The 17,087-nt window shown below is 47.0% G+C and carries 16 protein-coding genes; 10 read left to right on the plus strand and 6 right to left on the minus strand.

Annotation, left to right across the window (positions count from 1 at the left end; genetic code table 11):
• Positions 1–3: 3 nt before the first annotated feature.
• The gene (gene fabD, locus LEUMU_RS0108375; RefSeq protein WP_022951838.1) at positions 4–939 is read right to left on the minus strand and encodes an ACP S-malonyltransferase; all 936 of its coding nucleotides are present in this window, start codon (positions 937–939) and stop codon (positions 4–6) included.
• 232 nt (positions 940–1,171) lie between these two features.
• On the opposite strand from fabD, the gene infA reads away from it, so the two are divergent.
• Positions 1,172–1,390: a translation initiation factor IF-1 gene (gene infA / locus LEUMU_RS0108380; protein WP_022951839.1), complete on the plus strand. Its 219-nt coding sequence runs from the start codon at positions 1,172–1,174 to the stop codon at positions 1,388–1,390.
• A gap of 102 nt (positions 1,391–1,492) precedes the next feature.
• Here the strand turns inward: infA and clpA are convergent, their stop codons facing one another.
• Genes clpA through icd form a run of 3 tightly spaced genes read right to left on the minus strand, consistent with a single transcriptional unit; the run spans position 1,493 to position 5,405 of the window.
• A complete protein-coding gene (gene clpA / locus LEUMU_RS0108385; RefSeq protein ID WP_022951840.1) occupies positions 1,493–3,790 on the minus strand; it encodes an ATP-dependent Clp protease ATP-binding subunit ClpA in 2,298 nt (765 codons plus the stop codon).
• An 11-nt stretch (positions 3,791–3,801) separates the two neighbouring features.
• Complete coding sequence (gene clpS / locus LEUMU_RS0108390) at positions 3,802–4,122, minus strand: ATP-dependent Clp protease adapter ClpS (RefSeq protein ID WP_022951841.1); 321 nt, start codon at positions 4,120–4,122, stop codon at positions 3,802–3,804.
• Positions 4,123–4,148: 26 nt separating this feature from the next.
• Complete coding sequence (icd, locus tag LEUMU_RS0108395; protein WP_022951842.1) at positions 4,149–5,405, minus strand: NADP-dependent isocitrate dehydrogenase; 1,257 nt, start codon at positions 5,403–5,405, stop codon at positions 4,149–4,151.
• Positions 5,406–5,619: 214 nt separating this feature from the next.
• Here icd and LEUMU_RS0108400 point away from each other — a divergent pair, with 214 nt between their 5' ends.
• Positions 5,620–6,612: an adenosine kinase gene (locus LEUMU_RS0108400; protein WP_022951843.1), complete on the plus strand. Its 993-nt coding sequence runs from the start codon at positions 5,620–5,622 to the stop codon at positions 6,610–6,612.
• A 20-nt stretch (positions 6,613–6,632) separates the two neighbouring features.
• Positions 6,633–8,666, plus strand: coding sequence for a methionine--tRNA ligase (gene metG, locus LEUMU_RS0108405; protein ID WP_022951844.1), 2,034 nt, complete (start codon positions 6,633–6,635; stop codon positions 8,664–8,666).
• A 19-nt stretch (positions 8,667–8,685) separates the two neighbouring features.
• On the opposite strand, the gene LEUMU_RS25200 is transcribed toward metG, so the two are convergent.
• On the minus strand, positions 8,686–9,315 hold the full coding sequence (locus tag LEUMU_RS25200; protein WP_022951845.1) for a DUF4124 domain-containing protein: 630 nt from the start codon (positions 9,313–9,315) through the stop codon (positions 8,686–8,688).
• Positions 9,316–9,351: 36 nt separating this feature from the next.
• A complete protein-coding gene (locus tag LEUMU_RS0108415; protein ID WP_022951846.1) occupies positions 9,352–9,969 on the minus strand; it encodes a DUF4124 domain-containing protein in 618 nt (205 codons plus the stop codon).
• 103 nt (positions 9,970–10,072) lie between these two features.
• Here LEUMU_RS0108415 and uvrB point away from each other — a divergent pair, with 103 nt between their 5' ends.
• The 7 genes from uvrB (at position 10,073) to LEUMU_RS27855 (ending at position 17,057) form a co-directional block, all read left to right on the plus strand.
• On the plus strand, positions 10,073–12,082 hold the full coding sequence (gene uvrB, locus LEUMU_RS0108420) for an excinuclease ABC subunit UvrB (RefSeq protein ID WP_022951847.1): 2,010 nt from the start codon (positions 10,073–10,075) through the stop codon (positions 12,080–12,082).
• Between the two features lie 146 nt (positions 12,083–12,228).
• Complete coding sequence (locus tag LEUMU_RS27850; protein ID WP_022951848.1) at positions 12,229–12,819, plus strand: outer membrane beta-barrel protein; 591 nt, start codon at positions 12,229–12,231, stop codon at positions 12,817–12,819.
• A gap of 122 nt (positions 12,820–12,941) precedes the next feature.
• Positions 12,942–13,640 (plus strand): ribulose-phosphate 3-epimerase, encoded by a 699-nt coding sequence (gene rpe / locus LEUMU_RS0108430; protein WP_022951849.1) that lies wholly within the window; start codon positions 12,942–12,944, stop codon positions 13,638–13,640.
• 160 nt (positions 13,641–13,800) lie between these two features.
• Positions 13,801–15,282, plus strand: coding sequence for an anthranilate synthase component I (trpE, locus tag LEUMU_RS0108435; RefSeq protein ID WP_022951850.1), 1,482 nt, complete (start codon positions 13,801–13,803; stop codon positions 15,280–15,282).
• 1 nt (position 15,283) lies between these two features.
• Entirely contained in the window at positions 15,284–15,874 is a 591-nt protein-coding gene (locus LEUMU_RS0108440) for an anthranilate synthase component II (protein WP_022951851.1), read from the plus strand.
• The gene (locus tag LEUMU_RS0108445) at positions 15,871–16,314 is read left to right on the plus strand and encodes an RDD family protein (RefSeq protein ID WP_022951852.1); all 444 of its coding nucleotides are present in this window, start codon (positions 15,871–15,873) and stop codon (positions 16,312–16,314) included. Before LEUMU_RS0108440 ends, LEUMU_RS0108445 begins: the two co-directional genes overlap by 4 nt.
• Positions 16,314–17,057: a CPBP family intramembrane glutamic endopeptidase gene (locus LEUMU_RS27855; RefSeq protein ID WP_022951853.1), complete on the plus strand. Its 744-nt coding sequence runs from the start codon at positions 16,314–16,316 to the stop codon at positions 17,055–17,057. The genes LEUMU_RS0108445 and LEUMU_RS27855 overlap by 1 nt, the downstream gene beginning before the upstream one ends.
• The last annotated feature ends 30 nt before the right edge of the window (positions 17,058–17,087 follow it).

Genomic DNA, 17,087 nt, shown 5'->3' on the forward strand with positions numbered 1-17,087 from the left:
GAATTATTCCTTGGTTGCAGCCAGTGCTTTTTCTAATGAGGCTGTGTCGTTAATGGTCAGGTTACCCAGCTTACGATTGATTCTGCGGTTCAGGCCAAATAATACTTTGCCCGGTCCAAATTCAATTATGGTGTCAGCGCCAGCAGATTCAAGCGCATTAATGGTATCTACCCAGCGGACCGGCTGATACAGCTGATCGGCGACAGATTGGCGAATCGCATCTGGCGTATCGCAGCTAGAAGCAGAGACATTATGAAGAACAGGGATATTTGCTGCATTAAAGCTGGCCGTTGCCAGTGACTGCGCCATGATCTGAGAGGTTTCTTTAAGCAGACTACAGTGGGAAGGTACGCTCATGGCTAATTTAACCACGCGCTTAGCGCCCATTTCGGTTAACACTGCCATGGCTCGCTCAACCGCTTCATTATCACCACCAATAACGGTTTGCTCTGGCGAGTTAAAGTTTACCGCTTCAACTACCTGACCGTTTGCGGCCTTCGCACAGCCTTCAACAACAGCCTCAGGGCTTAAACCAAGAATTGCCGCCATGCCGCCAGTCCCTTCCGGAACCGCTTGTTGCATCAAACTGGCACGCTTACCGACCAGTGCGACCGCTGTTGGGAAATCAATAATGCCCGAAGCAACCAAAGCACTGTATTCACCGAGACTGTGGCCCGCCATCGCTAACGGCATAGCGCCGCCCTGCTGGTTCCAAATCCGCCAAACAGCCACGCCGGCTGTTAGCATCAGCGGCTGAGTAATCTCAGTCTGACTTAACAATTCCTCCGGACCATCCGTCACAATTTGCCACAGATTCTTGCCTAGTACTTCTGACGCTTCATCGAAGGTTTCCTGAACCAACGTAAAAGAGCCCGCTAAATCATTCATCATCCCTAAAGACTGGGAGCCCTGACCAGGGAAGACTGCCGCAAAATTCATTAATACTACCTGCCACTAAAAAAACTGTTTGCGATAATACAGACCTGAAAACAATATATCCAACATCTGAATCAATACGATTTGTAAGTAGCCTTATAATACATCATTTTGAACTTAATTTTGCCAGCAGGAATATAAATAAATGGCCATTTAGGGAAAAATGACTTGTTTAATCAATCAGGTGGTGGATAATACTGCGCTTCTATACAGATAGTAATTATTACTGGAACACATGGCTAAAGAAGAAAATATTGAAATGGAAGGCACGGTTGTTGAAACTTTGCCGAATACAACCTTCAGAGTTGAGCTTGAGAACGGACATGTGGTTAACGCACACATTTCTGGTCGGATGCGCAAAAACTACATCCGCATCCTAACGGGAGACAAAGTCACCGTTCAGCTAACGCCTTACGACTTGACCAAAGGCAGAATCACCTACCGTAGCAAGTAGGTAACAACACCTTTCGCTTCTGAGAGGAATGCCCAAATACTAAAAAGCCCGGTAACAACATGTTATTACCGGGCTTTTCTGTGGGCGCTTACCTGAGGTTAATCAGGCAACCACCTCTTTCTCGTCATCATAGTCCAGAACCAATCCATCATCCTGAGCCGTAATTCTTACAGTGCCGCCTTTTGACAGACGACCAAATAGAATTTCATCAGCCAGCGGACGCTTGATATTTTCCTGAATAACACGCTCCATCGGACGTGCACCCATCTTAACATCGTAGCCCTTCTCAGCTAACCAACGCTTAGCCTTGTCATCAACAACCAGCGTCACACGCTTCTCGTTCAATTGAGCTTCCAGACGAATCAGGAACTTATCAACGATTGACGTAATCACACCTTCAGGCAACGGTCTGAACTGAACAACCGCATCCAAACGATTGCGGAACTCAGGTGTAAAGGCATTTTCGATCGCCTTAGTAGTATCCAGTGAGTGATCCTGACGCGTGAAGCCCATTGAGCTACGGCTAATATCCTGTGCACCAGCGTTACTGGTCATAATCAGAATAACATTCCGGAAATCAATCTCCCGACCGTTACTGTCCGTCAGCTTACCGTTATCCATTACCTGCAATAACAAGTTGAACACATCCGGATGTGCCTTTTCAACTTCATCCAATAACAATACCGCATGTGGGTTCTTATTAACGGCATCCGTCAGTAAGCCACCTTCGTCATAGCCAACATACCCTGGAGGTGCACCGATCAAACGAGACACAGTATGTCTTTCCATGTACTCAGACATATCAAAGCGCAATAACTTAATACCTAAGTGCTCAGACAGCTGCTTGGTCACTTCAGTCTTACCAACACCCGTCGGGCCTGCAAACAAGAAAGAACCAATTGGCTTCGCATCATCACGCAAACCAGAACGAGCCATTTTAATCGCCGTAACGATTTGCTTGATTGCTTCATCCTGACCAAACACAACACGCTTAAGATCAGTATCCAGCGACTTCAGCACTTCCATATCAGAACTTGAAACAGCCTTAGGTGGAATACGTGCAATTTTTGCCACGATCGCCTCGATATCAGACACGTTAATTGTCTTCTTACGAGTTGCTTTTGGCTGTAGTTGACGATTTGCGCCAGCCTCATCAATCACATCAATCGCCTTATCGGGCAAGCGACGGTCAGTGATGTAACGCGCAGATAATTCAACCGCTGTTTCCAGTGCTGGCATGGTGTATTTCACATCATGATGCTCTTCAAAGCGCGACTTCAACCCCTTAAGGATTTTAATCGTCTCTGGCACTGACGGTTCATTCACATCAATTTTCTGGAAGCGACGAGCTAAAGCACGATCCTTCTCAAAAATACTGTGATATTCCTGATACGTTGTAGAGCCCATGCACTTCAGCTCACCTGATGCCAATACTGGCTTAATCAGGTTAGAAGCATCCATTGTGCCGCCAGAAGTCGCACCCGCACCAATGATGATATGAATCTCATCAATAAACAGTACCGCATGCTCCTCATCGCGAATCTGATTCAATACAGCTTTCAGGCGCTTCTCAAAATCACCACGATACTTAGTACCGGCAACCAATGCGCCTAAATCTAATGAATAGATTGTGGCATCAGCCAATACTTCTGGAACATCCTCATCAACGATGCGCTTAGCAAGGCCTTCTGCGATGGCTGTTTTACCAACACCTGCTTCGCCAACTAACAAAGGATTATTCTTACGGCGGCGACAAAGCACCTGAACCGTACGCTCAATCTCTTCTTCACGGCCAATTAATGGATCTATTTTTCCATCAATCGCCATTTGATTCAGATTACGTGCGAATCGCTCAAGCGGGCTGGACTTTGACTCATCCTCACCAAACTCATGCTCTTCTTCATTCGCTCTTGGCTCTGCGGAGGACTCATCGTCATCCGTCGACAGACTATCAAAAGAGATATCTTCACCTTTTTGAATGCCATGAGAAATATAATTCACCAAATCCAAGCGTGACATATCCTGACGGGCTAAATAATAGACCGCATGGGATTCTGTCTCGCCAAAGATTGCCACCAGAATACTATCTCCGGTCACTTCTTCTTTGGCAGATGCCTGGACATGGTATACAGCACGTTGTAATACGCGCTGAAAACCAATGGTCGGACGCGTCTCGCGAACATCGTCCTCGACCAAAATAGGCGTGCTTTCTTCAATATGCCCTTCCAGCTCTTGCTGCAACTGGGGGATATTAATACCGCACGCCCGTAGCGTGTCAGCTGCGGAGGGATTCCTTGTCATCGCTAATAAAAGATGCTCCACCGTTACAAACTCGTGGTGCTTCTCATTGGCTTCCCTGAACAGGCTGTTGATAGAATACTCAACTTCCGGACTTAACATGTCTTATCTCCTTAGGCCTCTTCCATGGTACATAACAAGGGGTGCTGTGACTTGCGCGCATACTCGTTCACCGTGACAACTTTGGTCTCTGCGATCTCTCGGGTAAAGACACCGCAGATCCCTTTGCCCTTTTGGTGCACGTTTAGCATAACGCGAGTGGCGGATTCATGATCCAGATTAAAGAACACCATTAGTACCTCGACAACGAATTCCATTGGAGTGAAATCGTCGTTCATTAGTATAACGCTATAACGTTTTGGTTCTTTGACTTCTGGGCGGGATTCCTCTACCGCCAAACCAGAATCGTCGTCTATCTCATGCTTGTTCGCCATATTACTCGCCAACCCTCCGGCATCTGTTACATATTTTCGATGATGCGATCACCGAACTCTGCAGTTGTCTGTACAACGGCATCATCCATTTCGTTCGCAAAATCGAAGGTTACTGTTTTTGCTGATATAGCACCAGAAATACCTTTAACCACAAGGTCAGCCGCTTCCAACCAGCCCATGTGACGCAGCATCATCTCTGCAGACAAAATAATAGAACCAGGGTTCGCCTTATTTTGACCGGCAATCATTGGTGCAGTTCCGTGTGTTGCTTCAAACACAGCAATGTCATCTGATAAGTTAGCACCTGGTGCAATACCGATACCACCAACCTGTGCTGCCAGCGCATCCGACACAAAGTCACCATTCAGGTTCAATGTCGCAACCACTGAGTAGTTCTCAGGGTAAAGCAGGATGTTCTGTAAGAATGCATCAGCAATCACATCATTCAGGATAATGTCTTCGCCTGTCTTCGGGTTCTTGAATGACAACCATGGACCACCATCCAACTCAGTTGCGCCAAACTCTTTACGAGCCAGATCGATACCCCATTGCTTGAAGCCACCTTCAGTGAACTTCATGATATTACCTTTGTGCACAATCGTCACAACCTTGCGGTTATTATCGATCGCATACTGCAATGCTTTACGCACTAAGCGCTCAGTACCTTCGCGAGATACTGGCTTAATGCCGATACCGCTGGTCTCAGGGAAACGAATCTTGGTGACGCCCATTTCGTTTTGCAGGAAGTCGATCATCTTCTTAACTTCAGGTGATCCTGCTTCCCACTCGATACCCGCATAGATATCTTCTGAGTTCTCACGGAAAATAACCATATCCGTTTTTTCAGGCTCTTTAACTGGGCTTGGTGTACCGGTGTAATAACGAACCGGACGCAGGCACGTGTACAGATCCAACGTCTGGCGTAGTGTTACGTTCAATGAGCGCATACCACCACCGACTGGTGTAGTCAGCGGGCCTTTAATAGAAACAACGTAGTCTTTAACGACATCAATTGTCTCATCAGGCAACCAAACATCACCACCGTAAAGCGCATTAGCCTTCTCGCCAGCATAGATTTCCATCCACTGGATTTCACGTTTGCTGCCGTAAGCTTTTGCAACGGCCGCATTGATTACTTTTTTCATTACCGGTGTAATGTCCGCACCGATGCCATCACCCTCAACAAAAGGGATTACCGGCATATCCGGTACATTCAAAGAAAAATCTGCGTTAGAAGTGATTTTCTCACCTTTTGCAGGGACGGTAATATGCTGAAAACTCATCATATGCTCCAAAAATATGCTTACTGAATAGTGAATGTTTGCCGAGTAAAAACGGCAGTGGCGCTAGTGTATCAAAAAGCAAGCGGTGTGTTATCGGGTTTATTAATATAGATCGTTTGTTTCTGATTAGACTCAAAGCCAAAACTAATCGTTTATCTGTAACGATAATGCTTTAATATAAGCCCCCAATTTAGAATTTCAATAGAGAGCACACATGAGTTATCACGTTTACGGCATTGGCAACGCGCTGGTTGATATGGAATATGAAGTCACCGAGGACTTTCTTCAACAGCAAAGCATCGAAAAAGGCTTAATGACGTTAATTGATGAAGACCAGCAACAACAACTGCTGGGCGCCATGACAGAAACGTTCGGAATTAAAAAACGGACTGGCGGAGGCTCTGCAGCTAACAGCATCGTAGCGATCAGCCAACTGGGCGGCAAAGGCTTCTACGCCTGCAAAGTCGCTGATGATGAGTCTGGTGAGTTCTATATGAATGACCTTCACGCGGCAGGCGTGACAACTCGCTTGGACCAGGTAAAGCATGAAGGCGTAACGGGCAAGTGCATGGTCATGGTTACCCCGGATGCCGAGCGCACCATGAATACCTTCTTGGGTATCACAACAGACTTCTCGGTAAACGAGCTGCACTTTGATGACCTCAAGCAAGCTGAGTACATCTATATCGAAGGCTACTTGGTTACTTCTGACGTTTCTCGCAATGCGGTACTAGAAGCACGTAAGGTCGCTGCGGAAAATAATGTTAAAACGGCAATGACGTTCTCCGACCCTTCAATGGTGACTTATTTCCGCGATGGCGTTAAAGAAATCATCGGCGATGGCGTTGATATCTTATTCAGCAATGAAGAAGAAGCACTGACCTTTACTGGCAAAGATGATCTGGAAGCAGCAATCACTGAACTGACTGGCTTATGCGAAACGTTAGTGCTCACTAAAGGCGCCAATGGTGCGGAAATCATCTCCGCAAATGGCAGAACACAAGTTGCTGCGGTTAAAACCACTGCGATTGATACCAACGGCGCTGGCGACATGTTCGCAGGAGCATTCCTGTATGGCATCACGCACGGCTTTAGTGATGCAGCGGCTGGTGAATTAGCCAGCGAAGCAGCGTCTATTATCGTGTCCCGCTTTGGCGCACGGATGGAAGCTGAAGAACAACAAGCCCTTATCAAAAAATACTGCTGATCGACCCCGGATATTGAATTATGACTCGTAAAATTCTTGTTACCAGCGCCCTTCCCTATGCTAATGGCCCGATTCACATCGGCCACATGGTGGAATATATCCAAACGGATATCTGGGCTCGCTTTCAACGCCAACGTGGCAATAGCTGTTACTACGTCTGCGCCGACGATGCGCATGGTACACCCATCATGCTACGCGCTCAGCAACAAGGCATTGAGCCGCAAGCACTGATTGATGAAATGAATCAGGAGCACCAAGCTGACTTTGCGGGCTTCAATATCCATTTCGACAACTACCACAGCACGCACTCGGAAGAAAACCGGGTGTTGGCTGAGGGCATTTATCTGGCCGCCAGAGACAAAGGCCATATTGATACTCGCACCATCAAGCAAGCTTATGACCCAGAAGCTGAAATGTTCCTACCGGACCGCTTCATCAAAGGTGACTGCCCTAAGTGCGGCTCATCTGACCAGTACGGCGACAACTGTGAAGTGTGTGGAGCAACCTATTCCACAACGGACCTGAAAAATGCCTACTCAGTAGTAACTGGCGCTGCACCTATCGAAAAGGATAGCGAACATTATTTCTTCAAATTAGGCGATTTCACTGAGTTTTTAGCTAAATGGCTAGACAGCGGCTCGGTACAAAAAGAAGTCGTTAATAAGATGAATGAATGGGTCAGTGATGGCTTAACAGATTGGGATATTTCCCGTGATGCGCCCTACTGGGGCTTCAAAATCCCAGACACAGATAATAAGTATTTTTATGTCTGGCTGGATGCACCGGTTGGCTATTTAGCATCCTTTAAGAACCTATGTGACCGTACTGGTGAAAGCTTTGACGACTACTGGGCGAAAGACTCGACTGCTGAGGTGTATCACTTCATTGGTAAAGATATTGCTTATTTTCACACCCTATTCTGGCCGGCGCAGCTGGAAGTAGCTGGCTACCGCCTTCCGACCGGCGTTCACTGCCACGGCTTCCTGAAAGTCAATGGCGAGAAAATGTCAAAATCTCGCGGCACATTTATTCAGGCACGCGTATTCCTGAATCACTTGCCAGCGGAACAGTTGCGTTATTACTTCGCTTCCAAGCTAAGCAACACCATTGAAGACATCGACCTGAACTTAGAAGATTTTATGCGCCGCGCAAATAGTGATTTGGTGGGTAAGGTAGTCAATATTGCTTCCCGCTGTGCTGGCTTCGTGCATAAGAACTTTGATGGCAAGCTATCGGCGGAATTACCTGATCCAGCGCTATATGCTCAGTTCGCTAGTGCTAGTGAAGAAATTGCTGAAGCCTATGAAAGCCGCCAATACAGCCGCGCAATGCGTCAAGTCATGGCTTTGGCTGATTTAGCAAACCAGTACATTGATGAGAATAAGCCTTGGGTACTAATCAAAGATCCTGAGACCAAAGATCAGGTTCAAGGCGTTTGTACGCAGGGCATCAACATGTTCCGCGCGCTGCTGACTTACCTGAAACCAATCTTGCCAGAGCTTACTGAGAACGCTGAAGTGTTTTTGAATGCAGGCGAGCTGAACTGGGATTCTGTGCAAACTCCATTATTGGATCATCCACTAGCCCCATTCAAGCCGTTGATGACTCGTATTGAGCAGACACAAATTGATGCGATGCTGGAAGAAAACAAACAAGTATTGCTAGCTATGCAAGAAGCGGCGAACAAACCTGCACTGAGTGAGCATTTGGTGAATGATCCGATTAAGCCAGAGATCACTTATGAAGATTTCGACAAGATCGATCTGCGGATCGCTAAAATCGAAAATGCGGAAGCTGTGAAAGGCGCTGATAAGTTATTGTGTTTAACGTTGGATATTGGCGGCGAAAAGCGCCAAGTGTTTGCTGGAATCAAATCTGCTTACAACCCAGAAGACCTGATTGGCAAGTTGACTGTAATGGTGGCTAACTTGGCACCACGCAAAATGCGCTTTGGCATGTCTGAAGGCATGGTGCTGGCAGCAGGATCTGGAGGCAGTGACTTGTTTGTACTGCATCCTGATCAAGGTGCTGAGCCTGGTATGCGCGCGAAGTAAGCAACAGATAAATCGTCGGTCACTTTGATCGTGACCGACGATTTTTAGAGATAACCTTAAACCGTGCCAAATCCTGAGCAAAGGTCACTTCGATTTTACTCCGCTCGATCAGATTCTCGGTGATGGCCTGCTGATAGACATGCAAGTTATCTAAGATGTCTTCAATGCGCATACCAATCCTATTCTTGTCATTTGGATTCACCGTCCGCTCGTGTCGAGCCTCTATCTCCTCCAAAGTCTCAGAAAGCTTCTTGTGGCGTGCTTTCAGAATTTGAATGCTGCCATCAGTCATTTCAAGCTTACTGTTATAGACATTAATCAGCTCTTCTTCAGTGCTGAACATAGAAAGCAGCTGAGTATCCCGCATTTCCTGCAAATCTTCTTCTTGCTTTTGCGCCTTCATTTTTTCCATCAGCGCACGCTCTTCCTCAATCGCTTCTAACTGAGTCCGACGTGCTTCGGCGGATGCAACCCGCTCTTTCATTGTGCCATTTTTATTGAGCTTTACATGGCCAGACTGAGCCATTTCCGGTGGGATCTTATCCGAGTAATGCACTTTACCACTCGCATCTTCCCAACGGTACAGAGCAGCCTGCGATGACAGACTGGATATCAGCAATAAAAATGTAAGTGTATAAGTGATTTTCATTATTATTATTTTATTGTTGAGGCCTCAACAAACCGCTTAACGACTCTGTTTGGCCAGCTTATCAAATCGAATCAAGTTTTCCCGGTATTCGCTAGAGATTACATCACGTTCAGCGCGATTCTCAGTAGCGGCTTTGCGATAATCTGCCAAGCTTCCCTGAGCATTTGTCACTTGCATCAGCAAGTTGTCACGCGTTAACTGATCTTTGGTTGATTTATACTGACGCTTGAGGCTAAGCACTTTTTGAGTCAGGCTTTCATCACGCGCTGACAAAATCCCAAAACTTTGATCGATTAAGGATAATTTCTTATTATAAGCAGAGACAAGCTCGTCACGGCTGGCATAAGTCGCCATTAGCTGCTCATCTTTTTTACGCTGCACTTCTTCTAAAGCCTGAGCTTCAGTCATTTCAGCATGTGCCTCACGCTTTTCCAGCTCTTCTGCGTGCTTTTTACGTAAATCTTCCGCTGAACTCACCTGCTCCGAAGTCAGGCCATTATTGCTTAACGAGGTATGCCCTTTCTGAGCCATTGCGGGAGGAACTTTATCCGAGAAATGTACTTTACCTGCCTCATCAACCCAGCGGTACATACTGGCTTGTGCGGCACTAGAACCTAAGAGAAGGCACAAAGCGATAAGCTTAATTGAAGTCATGATAATCAGGGGTATAATTGTTAGTATTACTAGTCATACTATCATAAGGATTGAGACGGCCATGCGGTTTCCGACGAAAGCATGAGCTGCACCCACTACGCCTATGTCAACACAGTTTAAGCTCCACACAAGCTATCAACCAGCCGGTGACCAACCAACAGCTATTGCCTCATTAGTCGAGGGCCTGAATGATGGCTTGCTGCATCAAACACTGCTAGGCGTAACGGGCTCGGGAAAGACTTTTACCATCGCCAATATTATCGAGCAGACTCAGCGCCCGACCATCTTAATGGCCCACAACAAAACGCTGGCCGCTCAGCTATATGGCGAGATGAAAGAGTTTTTCCCTAATAACTCAGTGGAATATTTCGTCTCTTACTATGACTATTACCAGCCAGAGGCCTATGTACCCGCCTCCGGTGTTTATATCGAAAAAGATGCCTCGATTAATGATCATATCGAGCAAATGCGTTTATCAGCCACCAAGGCCCTTATTGAGCGCAAGGACGTTATTATCGTCGCCACCGTATCGGCGATCTATGGCTTGGGTAATCCGGAATCCTATCTAAAGATGATGCTGCACTTGGATCGTGGTGAACATATCGACCAGCGCAGCGTGTTACGACGATTAGCTGAACTCCAATACACTCGTAATGACCTTGAATTATCGCGCGGTACTTACCGGGTGCGTGGTGAGGTGATCGACGTGCATCCGGCGGATTCTGAAATCGAAGCGGTGCGCATTGAATTGTTTGATGATGAAATTGAGCAACTGAGCTATTTCGACCCGTTAACTGGTGAAGTATTGCGAAAAGTACCCCGCTTAACCATCTACCCGAAAACACACTACGTAACCCCCCGCGATACCTTGCTGGAAGCTGTTGAGAAAATTCGAGATGAATTACGCGAGCGTCTCGAAGTACTAAATACGAATGGTCGTTTGGTGGAAGCCCAACGCCTGCAAGAGCGTACGCTATACGACATTGAAATGATTATGGAAGTTGGCTATTGCTCTGGTATCGAGAACTATTCGCGCTATCTATCCGGAAGACCTGCAGGGGCAGCACCACCGTGTTTATTTGACTACCTTCCACCACACTCCTTAGTTGTTATTGATGAGTCGCATGCCACGGTGCCACAAATCGGGGCTATGTATAAAGGTGACCGCTCGCGTAAAAACAATTTGGTCGAATATGGCTTCAGACTTCCTTCAGCACTTGATAATCGCCCGCTACGCTTTGATGAGTTTGAACGCATTATTCCACAAACCATTCATGTCTCCGCCACACCCGGAGAATATGAAAAGCAACACTCAGATAATGTAGCCGAACAGGTGGTGCGCCCAACGGGATTGATTGACCCAACCGTAGAAATCCGCCCGGTTGCCTCGCAAGTTGATGATGTGATGTCAGAAATCAATATTCGGGCTGCCAAGAACGAGCGGGTATTGATCACTACGCTAACCAAGCGAATGGCAGAAGATCTCACAGACTATCTGATGGAGCATGGCATTAAAGTCCGTTATCTGCACTCCGACATTGATACGGTGGAGCGCGTTGAAATTATCCGAGATTTACGACTGGGTGAGTTTGATGCCCTAGTCGGCATCAACTTATTACGTGAAGGCTTGGATATGCCAGAAGTTAGCTTGGTGGCGATTCTGGATGCCGACAAAGAAGGCTTCCTGCGCTCTGAGCGATCTTTAATCCAAACCATTGGACGAGCCGCGCGTAATATTGAAGGTCGGGCCATTCTATACGCCGATCGCACTACCCGCTCTATGCAAGCCGCACTAGATGAAACCGAGCGCCGTCGTTCTAAGCAGCTAATACACAATAAGCTTAATAATATTACGCCGAAAACCATCGTTAAACGCATTGCTGACATTATGGAAGGCGCTTACAGCCAAGGCCGCTCAACCAAACGTGGACAGCAGCCTCGCAAAGTCGCCGAAGATACCACAGAGTACAAATCACTCACCCCAGACAAGGCGCTTAAGCTGGTTGCTCAGCTAGAAAAGAAGATGTTTGAGCATGCTAAAAATCTGGAATTTGAGGAAGCGGCGAATACTCGTGATGAGATCACCAAGCTCAAGGAGCAAGCGCTAATGTAATACCAGACTAGCGGTGACTCCGCTGGTCGACTGTTTATTTACAGACTCCAAAGGTAGTGGCTACTATTTAATCTCTGGTAAAATCCAGTGCTGGTAAACTGGTAATCAAAAATAAAAAGAACCCCTACAAATTGGAATCCCCGACTATGAAAACTATTAATAAAATCGGTTTAGTCACTGTATTATTCTCTGCGGTTGCAGCTATGCCTGCCCATGCTGAATTCATCGATAACGCGTCTACTAACGGCGGCGAGTTTTTTGAAGATGTATTCTTCGGTGGCGCATTTGGCCAATCTGAAGCAGACGGTTTCTGTGGCACGGCTGAAAGCTGTAATGGCGAAGACACTTCCTGGAAAGTCTACGGTGGCTACAAAATCAATTCAATGCTGGATGCTGAAGTCACGTATCACAGCCTTGGCGATATCAATCGCACAACGTCTGAGTCCACTGAAACAGCTGAAATGTCTGCCCTATCCCTGAGCGGCGTTGGTAAATATCAAATCAATGACTCCGTTGAAGCGCTAGGTAAAGTCGGTATTGCTAGTTGGAGCAGCGACAATTCCGATGGCGATGACAGCGGTTTTGGCATGAGCTATGGCTTCGGCGCTAAAGTCGCGCTAAACGAAAACATGAAAATTCGTGCCGAGTGGGAAAACATCACCGGCGTTACTACCAGCGATGGTCGTGATAGCGATGTGACTACTATGAGTCTGGGTATTGAGATGCAAACCTTCTAAACCCAACTCAACATAAAATGCACAGAGGCAGCCCAAGTGGCTGCCTTTTTTGTTTTCAGCGATGCAATAAACGTCGATTTCGAGTACATTAGCCGTTTCTCAAATATCATCACGGATTTGCCATGGCACGACAAAGCGACAGTATCTCCCCATCCATTCTTTCTGCGGACTTTGCACGACTGGGCGAGGAAGTTGATAACGTACTGCGATCCGGTGCGGATATGGTGCATTTTGATGTAATGGACAACCATTACGTGCCTAACCTGACCATTGGCCCCTTGGTTTGTGAGGCTTTACGCAAGCATGGCGTTACTGCAGACATTGATGTGCATTTAATGGTAAAGCCCGTTGACCGGATTATCCCTGATTTTGCTAATGCGGGTGCCAGCTACATCTCCTTCCACCCTGAAAGCTCCGAGCACATCGACCGCAGCCTGCAACTGATCAAAGATCATGGCTGTAAAGCAGGTTTAGTATTCAATCCGGCTACCTCCCTCGATGTGCTGGAATATGTGATGGATAAAGTTGACCTAATCCTTTTAATGTCAGTTAACCCTGGCTTTGGCGGTCAATCATTTATCCCCTCCACTCTGGTCAAACTGGCACAAGCCAGAAAGCTGATTGATGACTCTGGTTATGATATTCGTTTGGAAGTCGATGGTGGCGTTAAAGCCAACAATATTGCTGAAATTAAAGCAGCAGGTGCGGACACGTTTGTGGCTGGCTCAGCTATTTTCGGCGCGGCCAATAAAGACGATCCGAACCACTACGACTCTATTTGCAAAGCCTTCCGCGAGCAACTGGCACTAGCCAAAATCTGAACTGCTTGATACGTGACATAATGATTGGGAAACGTTAGACTCATGACATACAACAGGAAACCCATAACATGAGATTAAATCTGTACAAACATTGGCGATGGTGAAGCTTCTTTTAGATTAGCTTTTTTACCTATTTAATTGCTTCAACAGGTTTATATTCATGAAAAGAGAGACTTTTCAGTCCTACATCGCGCAGGGCTTTAATCGCATTCCATTAATCCGTGAAGTTCTGGCGGATTTGGACACCCCACTAAGCACCTATCTCAAGCTAGCAGATGGCCAATACAGCTATTTGTTTGAATCTGTTCAGGGCGGTGAAAAATGGGGTCGTTATTCCATTATCGGCTTACCCACTCAAAAGACGATCCATATTCGCGACCATCAGGTTGAAATTCGCCTGAATGACACCGTCAGCGAGCAGTTTGAAGTTGCCGACCCTCTGGATTGGATTGAGACCCTGCAAGCCGAATTCAAAGTCCCTGAAGTACCTGAGCTGCCTCGCTTTACTGGCGGCTTAGTGGGTTACTTTGGCTATGAAACTATTGGCTATATCGAGCCTAAACTTGCAGATCTGAAAAAAGCCGACACAATTGACACACCCGATATCCTACTTATGGTATCTGAAGAAGTGGTGGTATTTGATAACCTTGGCGGCAAACTCTATCTGGTTGTACATGCGGATGCCGATGGCTATGACACTGCCCAAGCACGCCTACAAGCGCTGCATGAAAAATTACGTGAGCCACTAAGCTATCCACTGGATCATATTCCGGATGAAGTGGCGACCAAAGAGTCTGACTTTATTTCTTCATTCCCGGAAGAGGACTTTAAACAAGCAGTGAGCGATGCACGCGAATACATTTGCGAAGGCGATGTCATGCAGGTGGTCATTTCTCAACGCCTGACGATTCCGTTTACCGCATCACCACTCGACTTATATCGTACGCTACGTAGCCTGAATCCTTCCCCATACATGTACTTCCTGCAACTGGGCGATTTCCAGATTGTTGGCTCGTCACCGGAAATTCTGGTTCGACTGGAAGATGAAGAAGTCACCGTGCGTCCAATTGCCGGAACTCGCCGCCGTGGCGCTGATGAAGCACACGACAAGCGCCTTGAAGAAGAGCTACTAAGCGATCCAAAGGAGCTTGCCGAACACTTGATGCTCATTGACTTAGGCCGCAATGATGCTGGTCGCGTCAGTCAAATTGGTACGGTTGAGCTCACTGAAAACATGTGCGTAGAGCGTTACTCTCACGTTATGCACATCGTTTCCAATGTCTGCGGCAAACTGAACCCTGAAATGAGCGCGATGGATGTACTGCGTGCGACCTTCCCTGCCGGTACCGTAAGTGGTGCACCTAAAGTACGCGCGATGCAAATCATCAATGAGTTAGAGCCCATTAAGCGCGGCATCTATTCTGGTGCAGTTGGCTATCTCTCTTGGAATGGCAATATGGATACTGCGATCGCTATTCGCACCGCAGTAATCAAAGATAAGCAGCTACACATTCAGGCGGGTGCCGGTATCGTTTATGACTCCGTACCGCAGTCTGAATGGGATGAAACCATGAACAAAGCGCGAGCCATTATCAGCGCAGTCGCCGAGTTAAATAAAGGCTTGGACAAGGGAGTACATTAAAATGATTCTAATGCTAGATAACTATGATTCATTCACCTACAACCTGGTTCAGTACTTAGGCGAACTGGGCGCGGATGTTGTGGTACGCCGTAACGATCAAGTGACATTGCAGGAAATTCATGACATGCAGCCGGAGCGCATTATGCTATCACCCGGCCCTTGCACGCCATCTGAAGCCGGTATTCTGCTGGATACCATTGATGAGTTTGCTGGCAAGCTGCCGTTATTTGGCGTGTGCCTTGGTCATCAAGCCATTGGCCAAGCGTTCGGCGGCAAGGTGATTCGTGCGAAACAAATCATGCATGGTAAAGCTTCGCCTATTCACCATACCGGTGTGGGTGTATTTTCTGGCCTGAGCAACCCGTTCGTTGCTACCCGCTACCACTCACTGGTTGTTGAGCATGAAAGCTTTCCGGATTGCCTGGAAATCACCGCATGGACTGAAAACGAAGATGGCTCGATTGACGAGATCATGGGACTTCGTCATAAAACGCTGGATATCGAAGGCGTACAATTTCATCCGGAGTCCATCCTCAGCGAACACGGTCACGATATGTTACGCAACTTTTTAGAGGGCAAGCCACGCACATGAGTACTACAGGCTATTTGCCAGCGAGCTTTTTAAGACGCATCGGCGCGATTTTTTACGACTCCATGTTGGTGGTATCGTTTTTGTTTGTTGCTGGCATGCTCAGCATGAAAGGCATGATGTTAGCAATGGGCCTTGAAAATGTGCCCGCCGGCAGCATTGCCGCTAAAGTGTTTTTTGTTTATCTGGTGCTACTGGCTTATCTATTCTTTGCTTGGTTTTGGATTCATGGCGGCCAAACATTGGGTATGCGTGCTTGGAAAGTCAAACTGATTCGCCAAGATGGTATGACTATTTCTTGGGGACAGGCTTTTTTACGTTTCTGCTACTCGATCGTCAGCTGGGTGCCACTCGGCGCAGGATACCTGTGGTCATTAATCGACAAAGACAAGCAGGCTTGGCATGACAAAGCCTCTCACTCTTACCTGATTGATATAAGATAATGGAACCGCAAACTTCTCCAAAGACGATTGGTGTGGCACAGACGCTATGGCTATCATTTTTGGTCGTGCTGGTCTTGGGCTTTATACAGTACTCCGTACTGGTTAACTTTGCTGAAGCACAAATGCTCAAGCAGCCGGATGCTGACCGTACCGAGCTCCTAATTGGCTTGCAGTATGATGCCATGGTGGTCAGTCTATCTGAGATTTTTGGTGGACTGATTGCTGGCGCGATGCTGGTTTTGCTTGTCTTTCTGCGAGGGATTCCAGTTAAGCCCTATTTTGGGCTGGAGCCATTTTTAAAGCGCGATCTATTCAACTGGTTTTTAGTCGTCGTGGCAATTACGCTGGCCTTTACCTTGATGACTTGGTTGATTTCGCACGAGCAATCAGACTTTATGCTACAAGTCTGGCAGTCCTGCGATAATGTGCTTTTACTGGTTTTTGCAATTGCAGTAGTCGCGCCCATTTTTGAAGAGCTACTATTTCGTGGGTTTATCTTTACCGGCCTGCGTAACAGCACATTGGGAACCGGTGGCGCTATAGTCATGAGCTCGGCACTGTGGGCTATTATCCACCAGCAATATGGCTCGTTTGAACTGATCTTTGTGTTCTTACTCGGCACTGTGCTCGCTATCTCCCGCGTCGCCAGCAAGTCGCTCTATGTCCCTATTATTTTACATATGCTCAATAATCTATTCGCCATCGTACAAATAGCAATGACGGCGGAAAGCGTGGCAAAATAACGCCCACGCACAACAACACAACAGGAAGCC

The organism is Leucothrix mucor DSM 2157 (assembly GCF_000419525.1).
Taxonomy (GTDB): domain Bacteria; phylum Pseudomonadota; class Gammaproteobacteria; order Thiotrichales; family Thiotrichaceae; genus Leucothrix; species Leucothrix mucor.

What these genes read in the sequence shown, in the direction of transcription:
- fabD (WP_022951838.1), bottom strand. Translation starts at nt 939, where the DNA reads ATGAATTTTGCGGCAGTCTTCCCTGGTCAGGGCTCCCAGTCTTTAGGG.
- infA (WP_022951839.1), top strand. Translation starts at nt 1,172, where the DNA reads ATGGCTAAAGAAGAAAATATTGAAATGGAAGGCACGGTTGTTGAAACT.
- clpA (WP_022951840.1), bottom strand. Translation starts at nt 3,790, where the DNA reads ATGTTAAGTCCGGAAGTTGAGTATTCTATCAACAGCCTGTTCAGGGAA.
- clpS (WP_022951841.1), bottom strand. Translation starts at nt 4,122, where the DNA reads ATGGCGAACAAGCATGAGATAGACGACGATTCTGGTTTGGCGGTAGAG.
- icd (WP_022951842.1), bottom strand. Translation starts at nt 5,405, where the DNA reads ATGAGTTTTCAGCATATTACCGTCCCTGCAAAAGGTGAGAAAATCACT.
- LEUMU_RS0108400 (WP_022951843.1), top strand. Translation starts at nt 5,620, where the DNA reads ATGAGTTATCACGTTTACGGCATTGGCAACGCGCTGGTTGATATGGAA.
- metG (WP_022951844.1), top strand. Translation starts at nt 6,633, where the DNA reads ATGACTCGTAAAATTCTTGTTACCAGCGCCCTTCCCTATGCTAATGGC.
- LEUMU_RS25200 (WP_022951845.1), bottom strand. Translation starts at nt 9,315, where the DNA reads ATGAAAATCACTTATACACTTACATTTTTATTGCTGATATCCAGTCTG.
- LEUMU_RS0108415 (WP_022951846.1), bottom strand. Translation starts at nt 9,969, where the DNA reads ATGACTTCAATTAAGCTTATCGCTTTGTGCCTTCTCTTAGGTTCTAGT.
- uvrB (WP_022951847.1), top strand. Translation starts at nt 10,073, where the DNA reads ATGTCAACACAGTTTAAGCTCCACACAAGCTATCAACCAGCCGGTGAC.
- LEUMU_RS27850 (WP_022951848.1), top strand. Translation starts at nt 12,229, where the DNA reads ATGAAAACTATTAATAAAATCGGTTTAGTCACTGTATTATTCTCTGCG.
- rpe (WP_022951849.1), top strand. Translation starts at nt 12,942, where the DNA reads ATGGCACGACAAAGCGACAGTATCTCCCCATCCATTCTTTCTGCGGAC.
- trpE (WP_022951850.1), top strand. Translation starts at nt 13,801, where the DNA reads ATGAAAAGAGAGACTTTTCAGTCCTACATCGCGCAGGGCTTTAATCGC.
- LEUMU_RS0108440 (WP_022951851.1), top strand. Translation starts at nt 15,284, where the DNA reads ATGATTCTAATGCTAGATAACTATGATTCATTCACCTACAACCTGGTT.
- LEUMU_RS0108445 (WP_022951852.1), top strand. Translation starts at nt 15,871, where the DNA reads ATGAGTACTACAGGCTATTTGCCAGCGAGCTTTTTAAGACGCATCGGC.
- LEUMU_RS27855 (WP_022951853.1), top strand. Translation starts at nt 16,314, where the DNA reads ATGGAACCGCAAACTTCTCCAAAGACGATTGGTGTGGCACAGACGCTA.